This window comes from Nocardia sp. TBRC8007 (assembly GCF_056629435.1).
In genome coordinates, this window is sequence record NZ_JBWSOR010000042.1 from 21,244 (window position 1) to 29,940 (window position 8,697).

Consider the following 8,697-nt stretch of genomic DNA (forward strand, 5'->3'; position numbering starts at 1 on the left):
TCATGCAGTGGCTCGACGCGGAGTTCGTGCAAGCCACCGGCGTCGCTGTCGCCACCGTCATCGGAGCGGTGACTGCCTGGCAGGCAAGAGAAGTCAAACGCTTACAGGAACGCGTCGCAGTCCTCGAGGCGCAGATGACCGAGGAACGCGGCAAATTTTGGGCTGCGATCCGCCTCATTCACGCCCTGCAGCGACACATCGACATGCTACGCGCGTTCCTGCGCCACCTCGGCGAAGAGCCACCGGTCGCCGATTACACAATCCCCGATGAACTGACCGAGGAGATCTGAGATGACCACCCCCGGAGGAACCGCACCCGACGGCGCGTTCGTGGTGGGCAGCCGGTTCGGCCAAGACCTGACCGAACAGACCGCTAAACAGATCATGACCGGCGGCACCATCAGCGCCTACACCCGAACACAGAACGCTGTGAATACCGAAGTGCGGCAGCCTATCGCGCAGGCACAAGGCACAGCCGACCAGGCGGTCACCCAAGCGCAAGCCGCCGCGAACGCCGCAGCAGGCGCGGCCGAGGTAGCCGACAAAGCATACGAAAACGCCAGCTACTGGGAAGCCGAATGCGTAGTGTCCAGCGCCGAGGTGCTGCTCGGGGTGAACGAACTGCTCATCGGCCTGTGCCAGAACGTCCCGACCGGCAAGACACGCATCATCACCGACCTGCATATCGCGCTACTCACGCAGCCCAACGGCATGGTCATCGAAACGAAGAAATGGGACGCCGCAGGCACCTCATCGACCGTCATTCACACCGCCACCCTGGGGGCGAACGTCACCCGCCGCAGCTATCAGAACCTCGCCATCAATTTGGCCGACAAGGAGCGCATTTTCTGGAACGTCTCATCCGTCACCGGCAACATCGCCCCGACCGTGCTGCAGATCCTCGTATTCGGCGTCATCTACTAGAACGGATTCAGCGAATGTGGTTTGAGTGCAAACGATTCAACGGCACAACCGTGCAGGATGTCGTCATCCACCCCGAACAATTGCCGCTGCTGCGCGCGGCGTTCGGCCGTGAAACTCTCGCCGGCATGTTCGACATCACCCCGGCCGCTGCCGCGATTCCCATCCTCGATGCGGCGATAGCGAAATTCGACAGCGACCCGGAAACGATGCGCCCGCTGCTGCTTGCGGGAGACTGGCGAGGCTTACGCGGCAATCGTCGCCTCCTGGAATCGATCCGCGCGTTCCTGGCCAGCTCTCCCGACGCCACCATCTCCGGATGCATCGACGACGCCGAGCCGATACCGTGAGCTTCCTGCTGCGTCGCAACCTGCCGTGGGCGCGTGCTGGTTGGCGAGACCTCGACGCCCAGCACGCCCGCCCGGACGAGAACCCGATCAAACCGCCATGGAAACGCACCAACTCCAGGCGATCGGTATGGCTGACGAACAACCAACTGGCGATCGCCGACTACTCCGAGACCGTGCTGGAACTGGGCGGAGTGAGCTTCGATCAGCAACCCTTCACCAGGGACTGGGGCTACGAGTTCGAACTGAACATCGACGGCAACATAATACAAAGACAGTACTTCGGAATGGCCATCAGCTACGCATGGACCAAAGTAGGGTTCGACGATATCGCCGGCGTCCCGATCGTGGCCATCCACCGTGACATGTTCGGAGGCCCCGACCAAGCACAAATCATCGTGTTCGGCCCAGGCGCCCAAACCCTGGAAGTACTCGCGGCATCGCACAACCTGTCCGGCGTGATGCACCGCAACTGGTACCGATTCCGCATCTACACCGACCACGACCGATACATTCGCGCATACATCAACGACAAACTCGTCCTACGACACTTCCTGCCGAAACAGTATTCCCCAGGACCCGGCTACCGCGCCCTGACATTCATCAATCAAACCAGCGCCACCAGCTGGATACGGAACTTCTGGTCATTCGACAGAAAAACAGACTTCCCCATCACCGGCGCCTGGACAAGCACCTTCTACGACGACTTCAACCGCCCCGACGGAGATCCCGGCAACGGTTGGACCCAGCTCGGCAGCAACAACAGCGCCATCACCAACGGCGCCTGGTCGACAACCGGCACCGAAGTCGGCAGCCGCCTACTAATACGTGACACCGGCATCACCAACGGCATGCAACGCGTCGAGGGAACCATCGGCGGCAATCTGCCGCCCTCCGGGTCCGACTGCAGCCTCCTGCTGCGCGCGAAGCCGGACGGTTCGGAAGGGTTGTCGGCCAACATCTTCCACGACACCATCTACATCGCCCGATGGACCGGCGCGGCGTCGTTGCCAACGTACACCGACTACGCGGTCGACAAAACCCTCACCATCGCCGACGGCGACAAAATCGCATTCTCGGTCAGCGGCGAATACTGCTGGGTCGAGGTCAACGACTCGGTCGTCGTGCTCACCCTGCTCGACAGCACCGTCGCCGCAACCAACTCATGGTGCGGGCTCCGCGTCGAACGCGACGGCTTCACCGACTCCGCCTCCTGGAACGCCGCCCGCATCCTCACACGACCGTGACCAGGCGCGACCCGAGAATGCGCAGATTGGAGCCACAATGCCATGACAGTCATCCGCGAGAAAATCGAATCCATCACCGGCGCGGACAATCGCACGATCATCACCATCAGCTCACCGATCCTGCGCGAATCCCACGACGGAACCAGCCTGATCACAACCCAGACCACCCGCGTCCACGCACAAGACGGCGTACTCACCACCCCGGACCTCGACCCCGGACCCGCGACCGTGCGCATCGGCCCCCGCCAATACCAGATCGAGATCCCCAACTCCCCAACCCCGGTCCGGCTGTGGCCACTACTCGAAGCCGGACTACCCGTAGCACCCGCCGAGGAAGCCACCGCAGTACGCAACGGCGGCGGCGCCGCCCGCATCCAAACAACCACCCAAGCCGCCTACGACGCGCTCACCACACCCGACCCCGAAACCCTCTACATCATCACCGGATAGGAGCATCACCATGGCAGCCAGCGCGAAATGGTACGGCCTCGGCCTGAAAGCATTGACCAACAAGGAGATCGACTGGGACTCCGACACCATCAAGGTGATGCTGTGCACCAGCTCCTACACACCGAACCAAGACACCCACGCCTACAAATCCGACCTCACCAACGAAGTCACCGGCACCGGCTACACCGCTGGTGGCATCACCCTCACCGGCTGCGCCGTCACCTACAACGCGGCGACCAACACAGTGATGCTGGATGCCAACGACGTGTCCTGGCCGAACTCGACGATCACCGCCCGCTACGGCGTGATCTACAACGACACCCCCAGTACCGACACCACGAAACCACTGCTCGGCTACATCGACTTCGGCCAGGACGTCGTAACAGCCGGCATCACCTTCAGCATCGTGTGGGATGCCAGCGGCATTTTGACTCTCACAGCCGCCTGACCGGAAGACACAGAACATGGCACTGACCGCACGTGGACTCACTGCGCAGCGAACATACTTCGCAGGCAAGCAAGTACCGCGCGTGTATCTGGGTCAGCGTCTGGTGTGGGCGGACATCACCGGCACAGCCCTCGCGCCGATCGCTGTCGCGACCACGCAGATGCCCACCCCCGAGGCATGCGGCGTCGTACTGATGCCCACCGCCGCCGCGACAACCCAGACGCCTGTTCCGTCACCGGCGTTGACAGCGACAGTCAGCACGACAACCGCGTCCGCTACCGCGCCGCCGCCGATCCCCGAGCTCACTGTCGCGCCACCACCGATGCAGACCACCGCCGATGCACCCACCCCGACAGTGACGATCTGGCAACTCGTGCAACCAGCAGCGGCGGTAGCGACCACGACCGCCCCGACTCCGGAATGCGCGCTGGTCGTCACGCCTGCAGTCATGACCGCACTGGCAACCACACCTGCACCCGAGCTGGTCTCGGCTATCGCCACGCCCGCCGCCATCGCCACCGCGACACCATCGGCGCCGACCCTCGGCTTCGCGGTGACCACGGTGGCAGCTACCGCGACCACCACCATGACGACCCCGGCACCGACATTAGCGGCGACGCCGACGACGGCCAACGCACCGGCATCGGCACTCGCGCCGACAGTCTCCGCGGTAAGCATCTACCCAATGGGGATGGACAAATCCGGCACAGAACCGATCGCATCGGATCAGACCGCCATCGTCACCGGATGGACAGCCAGGTCCGGATACCCGAACACGGTCATCAGTGACAATGCGTTGGTATCCAATGCAGCCGGTAGTGTCACTATCCACTGCAAGGTGACGCTATCGTCCGGATGGCTGATCCTCGATACCCCGCTGACGCTGCGCATCCTTAAGGATGGCGCGGCGATAGCTACAGCGACTATCGCCTATGCCGAGACAGCGGTAACTTTCTCGCCGACCTCGACCAGCCTCGCCTCTAGCGACACCATCAGCCTGCAGTACATCAGCCCGTTCGCCGGCTCCGCCACGATCGCGGCCGGTGTCGCGAGCACCTACCTGTATTACGACGTCGCGTGATGTCATAGTACATCACGACCAGCTGATACCGTCGGGATTCCCGCCTGTGCGCTTGCCGTGCAACTCGATCAGCCCCAGCAGGCCGGTCAATCCGGCTATCACGGCGAGTGTGCCGACAAGTCCGGCAAATGCCCTCGGGCTCATCTCACTGGACTCCTCGTCGAATGATGAAGCGGTTGAGCCGCTCTCGATACGGTGGAGCTCTACAGTGCGCACGCAGAGGCTACAGCAAATTCCCGACCTCATGGCGAGGTCGGGAATTTTGCTATTTGTACGGTTCGCTCTACGGCTCAAAGGCCGAGCGCTCGTGCGTGCCAGTCCAGGGCCGAGTCGCGGTCACTCGCGAGCACACTGCGAGTGTAGTGAATCGGTGGCGTGATCCACCGCAGCGACCGCCAGCCCCGCACGGGCCGCAGCGTCCACGCACCCCACTCACGGTGCATCACATAGCCACCACCGCTGTCACCGGGAGCCAGTCGGCGCGAGCACAGCCGAGTGGAGATGTTGTGACGCAGCCAATTCCAGCGGTACCGCAGGTTCGGAGGCTGGTCGTATTCGGCGTAGCGGCCTTCGGTCAGTGACATTTCACGCTCCTCGTGCGCACTCGGCGGCGGTAACGAATCGCTCCATGCTGAAATCGGTGAAGGCGAAGAAGTTGCCTGCGAGACTACCAACCGCGGTCCCCACGACCCGCCATATCCCGGGCCTGCACGTCGCCTTCACCTCATACACCGCCCTGGGCGCCGGTATCTTGCTGTTTCGCGCGGTCGCCTCGATGACCCAGCCGCTACCTTCCCGACGCTCCAGACTGATCGTGAACGCGTGCTTTTCCGGAGGTACATCGCACCTCGCCCAGCCATTGCCGATGATCGAACCGCGGCCAACGGTCGGTTTGATCGGCATGAACCCCAAGTTGCACGCCTTTATGGCGACATGCCCCACCTCGGGCAGCGCCATAGCCGGCGCTGCTGAGCTGAGAAGCGCTCCGCCGGCTACCGCTACCACCAGAATCGTGGAATGGATTCGCATTGTTTCCTCCCTGTTGTGTGCTGATGGTCCGAGAACTCGCATGGCTCGCCTGTCCGGCCGTCCGCGTACATCGGTGACCAGGACCCGTCCTGCCACTGCACCCACCCCTACGGCTCGTCCGGGACGCTCATCGGACGTACCGCTCGACGCGCTGGTCGGGCACGATCACGCCGGCCTCGACGAGAACCCGGTAGGCGGCGCGCTTTTTCGGGCACCCATCGAGGCTGCACCAGTAGTGGTTCTGCATGATCTCGTGCGCCGCCTGGGTGGACATGCGGTGAGACGGCAGTTTCTCCGGCGTGCCCTCTTGCGCGAGGACACGCTGGAGTATGTAGACGAGACTGAGCAGTACGGCAATCGAACCGGCTACGACGAACACAGCGATGTAATCGGACACCGAGATCCCCTGCATTGGTGGGCCGTTGGGTGCCACCCGACGCCGGGGGACGAAAGACGAACACCCGGCGCCGGGGGCTGATCTCGACGTTAAGGTTCGGTGACGGCGTGATTGTTCGAAGTTTGTTCGAAATGATCAGTGATAGCGTGGAGCGATGCGTGAAGGGGACTCCGTCGGCGCGCGTATCGCGCGAATCCGCAAGCTGCGTGGCATGACTCAGCATCAACTGGCCGCCGCGGCCAACGTGTCGCGGTCGATGCTCGCCCAGGTCGAGAAGGGCCACAGCTCGGCATCGACGGTGTGGATCGGCGCGGTCGCGAACGCGCTACGCGTGGACGCCTCCCGCCTGTACGGCGACGAAGAGCCCGAGCAGCTGCTCGACGTGCTGCCGATCCTGCGCCGTACCCTGGCCGCCACCGACCTGATGGACCCGGACCTGGAGCCGGAACCGATCGAACAACTGCGTCTGCTGTCGGCGAAAGTGGCACAGTGGCGGCGCGATACGCAATATCGGAAGATCGCTGGTGTCCTGCCTGATCTGGTCGACCGGTTGCTGATCTCCGGGCACGAGGCAGGTGAGCCCGCGTATGCGTTGCTCACCGACGCCTATCGGGCAGCGAACACGGTGGCACACAAACTCGGGTACAGCGACCTGTCGCTGACCGCTACTGAGCGGATGGAGTGGGCGGCAACCCGATCGGGTGATCCGCTGCTGCTGGCGACCACCCACTACGTGAAGGCCGCAACCCTGGCGCGGGTCGGTGCGACCGAACAGGCTCTGCGGCTGCTGATCCGGTCGATGGGCGATATCGAGCCGATCGTCGACGAGGACGCCACCGCTGCGGCGGTGTGCTCGATCCTGCACATGCGCGCAGGCACCATCGCCGCCGCGATCGGCGACGCGGACACATCCCGCGCTCATTTGGCCGAGGCGGAGCGGCTGGCCCGCGGGTTCGGCGATCTGGTCATCTACGGCACCCCGGTCGGCCCGACCAACGTGCGGCTCTATCAGGTGTGCGCCGAGGTCGACCTCGGCGAGGCGGGCCGCGCGATCGACATAGCGCGCGGCACACGCCTGCCGAAGGACATGCCGGTCGAGCGGCAGGCGTATTTCTGGCTCGACACCGCGCGGGCGTACCTGCTCAACGGCGACCCGGATGCCGCGATCGGCGCCTTACATGAGTCGCGGGTCGCCTCACCGGAGCACTTCCGCTCGACCCCAGCGGTCAAGGGAGTGCTCAAGACCGCAGCCGAGCAGCAACGCCGGGCGAGTGATAGCCTGCGCAGCCTCGCGAACTACGCCGGCATCGCCGACTGAACTATCCGCCACGGCGCACCTGCCGTCACGCTGTGGCCCCCGAGGTCCGCAGTCCCGATATCGGGGATACGGATCGAGGAGGCTCAGCGTCGCATGGTCAACGCAACATCGATATTCATCGCCATGAACAGCAGTAGGCTCATCAATCGAATCGTCAGCAGATCAGATCCTTCGATTTCCGCAAATAGCTTGCGGAATGCCTCAGAGTCATTATTAGCGCGGGCAGTCATCAGCCGCGCCGCCCACAGGAAACCATCCTTCATCTCCGGGGCTTCAATCAACTCCGGTGGCAGCAAGTTCACAGCCTCGTCCGGCAATTCGTCGAACCCACCCGGCGGTGGCGGCCTCAACGAGAACAACTCGTCGATCCACAGCGAACTCGCTTCGATGGCCACCGACGGGGGGCCGATGCGAAGCATGGTAACCACATGCTCGCCAGCATTCTCGGGCTGGTGATCAAGCATCATGCCGAGCGCTTTCCGCGCCTGCTGCTGCCATGCTGGCTCTTTCCGCTTCGCCATTCCGTCCTACCTATTCAATCCCCGGTATATCGAGTATGACCATATCCAGTAGGCCTCGGAGCGTTCAATTCATCGCACCACCGTCAATCCCGCGCGACTCGTGCAGGAATTGAGTGCATCCAGTCACGCCAATGCCGTATCTCTTCGATGCGATCCGGGCGGCTGGTCTCGTCGTGCGCCATGACGGCTTCTCATCGTAGCCTACAACTTAGACTGCACTGCTCCATGTGAATGCCGTTTTACCTGCATTTTTATGGAAGTCTGACATCTACCTATCTCGCCTTGTAAGCGAGCGGTCGTCAGTTCGATCCTGACAGGGGGCTCCATCGGCCGAAGACAGCCGAATTCAGCGGCGTATGTCGTCGAATCGTCCGGGCTTCGGCCCGCGCCCGCCATGTTCGTGGCTGTCCCCCCACCTGGAGTCGTTCACTGTACGCCGGTGCCATCGGTTACTTCAGTGATTCCAGGCCGGGTGCGAATTGCGGTGCGAAGCCGCTGACTCGAGAATGCTGACTCGAGAATATTGTGCTCGACTACGAGCTATTGGGCTCGAGATTGTATCCAATTACCAATACAGTAAAGGGATACGTCGGACTGGCGGGGCGGCTACGGCACGACATACATCATGCGCGGGGCGCGCTCGCTTATCATTTCGCGGCAGGCAGTCCGGGTTTTCGGCCGCCGTAGCCGCAGTTGATGCGAATCTTTCACTTTACGAATGGCATTCGCTGATAGCCTCATTCTGTGCGGCGGGGCTTCTGTGGTCGGGTCCGGCGATCTCTCGAGCAACGGCAATCATCCAGCCACGCATATTCATCAGATCCGCATCGATCGCGATCGGGTCGGTGGCGTCGTGGTGGATATCAACAAGGTGCTGGTCGAGGACTGCGGTCAGTGGCCAGAATCGGGGTGAAGCCGGCCGGTGCTACCAAATGTCT

Annotated in this window: 14 protein-coding genes and 1 tRNA gene; 10 read left to right on the forward strand and 5 right to left on the reverse strand. The window is 62.8% G+C overall.

Annotated features, from left to right (window positions below; genetic code table 11):
* Window positions 1-2 precede the first annotated feature (2 nt).
* From ACX4ZE_RS20850 to ACX4ZE_RS20880, 7 genes are read left to right on the forward strand one after another with little or no spacing between them, the layout of a single operon-like run.
* A complete protein-coding gene (locus ACX4ZE_RS20850) occupies window positions 3-290 on the forward strand; it encodes a hypothetical protein (RefSeq protein ID WP_480275162.1) in 288 nt (95 codons plus the stop codon).
* 1 nt (window position 291) lies between these two features.
* Window positions 292-924, forward strand: a complete 633-nt coding sequence (locus tag ACX4ZE_RS20855) for a hypothetical protein (RefSeq protein ID WP_480275163.1) — start codon at window positions 292-294, stop codon at window positions 922-924.
* A gap of 14 nt (window positions 925-938) precedes the next feature.
* Window positions 939-1,271, forward strand: coding sequence for a hypothetical protein (locus ACX4ZE_RS20860; protein WP_480275164.1), 333 nt, complete (start codon window positions 939-941; stop codon window positions 1,269-1,271).
* Complete coding sequence (locus tag ACX4ZE_RS20865; RefSeq protein ID WP_480275165.1) at window positions 1,241-2,515, forward strand: hypothetical protein; 1,275 nt, start codon at window positions 1,241-1,243, stop codon at window positions 2,513-2,515. The genes ACX4ZE_RS20860 and ACX4ZE_RS20865 overlap by 31 nt, the downstream gene beginning before the upstream one ends.
* 42 nt (window positions 2,516-2,557) lie before the next feature.
* Window positions 2,558-2,965, forward strand: coding sequence for a phage upper tail fiber protein (locus ACX4ZE_RS20870; RefSeq protein WP_480275166.1), 408 nt, complete (start codon window positions 2,558-2,560; stop codon window positions 2,963-2,965).
* Between the two features lie 10 nt (window positions 2,966-2,975).
* Complete coding sequence (locus tag ACX4ZE_RS20875) at window positions 2,976-3,413, forward strand: hypothetical protein (protein WP_480275167.1); 438 nt, start codon at window positions 2,976-2,978, stop codon at window positions 3,411-3,413.
* 16 nt (window positions 3,414-3,429) lie between these two features.
* Window positions 3,430-4,494: a hypothetical protein gene (locus ACX4ZE_RS20880; RefSeq protein ID WP_480275168.1), complete on the forward strand. Its 1,065-nt coding sequence runs from the start codon at window positions 3,430-3,432 to the stop codon at window positions 4,492-4,494.
* A 12-nt stretch (window positions 4,495-4,506) separates the two neighbouring features.
* Here ACX4ZE_RS20880 and ACX4ZE_RS20885 read toward each other — a convergent pair whose 3' ends face one another.
* The 4 genes from ACX4ZE_RS20885 to ACX4ZE_RS20900 form a co-directional block, all read right to left on the reverse strand.
* Window positions 4,507-4,638 carry a hypothetical protein gene (locus ACX4ZE_RS20885; protein ID WP_480275169.1) on the reverse strand — a complete coding sequence of 44 codons (132 nt, stop codon included), beginning with the start codon at window positions 4,636-4,638 and terminating at the stop codon, window positions 4,507-4,509.
* 146 nt (window positions 4,639-4,784) lie between these two features.
* Window positions 4,785-5,078 (reverse strand): hypothetical protein, encoded by a 294-nt coding sequence (locus ACX4ZE_RS20890; RefSeq protein ID WP_480275170.1) that lies wholly within the window; start codon window positions 5,076-5,078, stop codon window positions 4,785-4,787.
* Between the two features lies 1 nt (window position 5,079).
* Window positions 5,080-5,523: a hypothetical protein gene (locus ACX4ZE_RS20895; protein WP_480275171.1), complete on the reverse strand. Its 444-nt coding sequence runs from the start codon at window positions 5,521-5,523 to the stop codon at window positions 5,080-5,082.
* A gap of 127 nt (window positions 5,524-5,650) precedes the next feature.
* Window positions 5,651-5,920: a hypothetical protein gene (locus tag ACX4ZE_RS20900; protein WP_480275172.1), complete on the reverse strand. Its 270-nt coding sequence runs from the start codon at window positions 5,918-5,920 to the stop codon at window positions 5,651-5,653.
* A gap of 154 nt (window positions 5,921-6,074) precedes the next feature.
* On the opposite strand from ACX4ZE_RS20900, the gene ACX4ZE_RS20905 reads away from it, so the two are divergent.
* A complete protein-coding gene (locus tag ACX4ZE_RS20905; RefSeq protein WP_480275173.1) occupies window positions 6,075-7,238 on the forward strand; it encodes a helix-turn-helix domain-containing protein in 1,164 nt (387 codons plus the stop codon).
* An 83-nt stretch (window positions 7,239-7,321) separates the two neighbouring features.
* Here ACX4ZE_RS20905 and ACX4ZE_RS20910 read toward each other — a convergent pair whose 3' ends face one another.
* On the reverse strand, window positions 7,322-7,759 hold the full coding sequence (locus tag ACX4ZE_RS20910; protein ID WP_480275174.1) for a hypothetical protein: 438 nt from the start codon (window positions 7,757-7,759) through the stop codon (window positions 7,322-7,324).
* Window positions 7,760-8,004: 245 nt separating this feature from the next.
* Between ACX4ZE_RS20910 and ACX4ZE_RS20915 the strand changes: the two genes are divergently transcribed.
* Window positions 8,005-8,085: transfer RNA gene (locus ACX4ZE_RS20915), tRNA-Thr, on the forward strand.
* Between the two features lie 392 nt (window positions 8,086-8,477).
* Window positions 8,478-8,672: a hypothetical protein gene (locus ACX4ZE_RS20920; protein ID WP_480275175.1), complete on the forward strand. Its 195-nt coding sequence runs from the start codon at window positions 8,478-8,480 to the stop codon at window positions 8,670-8,672.
* The last annotated feature ends 25 nt before the right edge of the window (window positions 8,673-8,697 follow it).

Excerpts from the sequence above, each read along its gene's own strand:
- ACX4ZE_RS20850 (WP_480275162.1), top strand. The coding sequence starts at position 3 with ATGCAGTGGCTCGACGCGGAGTTCGTGCAAGCCACCGGCGTCGCTGTC.
- ACX4ZE_RS20855 (WP_480275163.1), top strand. The coding sequence starts at position 292 with ATGACCACCCCCGGAGGAACCGCACCCGACGGCGCGTTCGTGGTGGGC.
- ACX4ZE_RS20860 (WP_480275164.1), top strand. The coding sequence starts at position 939 with ATGTGGTTTGAGTGCAAACGATTCAACGGCACAACCGTGCAGGATGTC.
- ACX4ZE_RS20865 (WP_480275165.1), top strand. The coding sequence starts at position 1,241 with ATGCATCGACGACGCCGAGCCGATACCGTGAGCTTCCTGCTGCGTCGC.
- ACX4ZE_RS20870 (WP_480275166.1), top strand. The coding sequence starts at position 2,558 with ATGACAGTCATCCGCGAGAAAATCGAATCCATCACCGGCGCGGACAAT.
- ACX4ZE_RS20875 (WP_480275167.1), top strand. The coding sequence starts at position 2,976 with ATGGCAGCCAGCGCGAAATGGTACGGCCTCGGCCTGAAAGCATTGACC.
- ACX4ZE_RS20880 (WP_480275168.1), top strand. The coding sequence starts at position 3,430 with ATGGCACTGACCGCACGTGGACTCACTGCGCAGCGAACATACTTCGCA.
- ACX4ZE_RS20885 (WP_480275169.1), bottom strand. The coding sequence starts at position 4,638 with ATGAGCCCGAGGGCATTTGCCGGACTTGTCGGCACACTCGCCGTGATA.
- ACX4ZE_RS20890 (WP_480275170.1), bottom strand. The coding sequence starts at position 5,078 with ATGTCACTGACCGAAGGCCGCTACGCCGAATACGACCAGCCTCCGAAC.
- ACX4ZE_RS20895 (WP_480275171.1), bottom strand. The coding sequence starts at position 5,523 with ATGCGAATCCATTCCACGATTCTGGTGGTAGCGGTAGCCGGCGGAGCG.
- ACX4ZE_RS20905 (WP_480275173.1), top strand. The coding sequence starts at position 6,075 with ATGCGTGAAGGGGACTCCGTCGGCGCGCGTATCGCGCGAATCCGCAAG.
- ACX4ZE_RS20910 (WP_480275174.1), bottom strand. The coding sequence starts at position 7,759 with ATGGCGAAGCGGAAAGAGCCAGCATGGCAGCAGCAGGCGCGGAAAGCG.
- ACX4ZE_RS20920 (WP_480275175.1), top strand. The coding sequence starts at position 8,478 with ATGGCATTCGCTGATAGCCTCATTCTGTGCGGCGGGGCTTCTGTGGTC.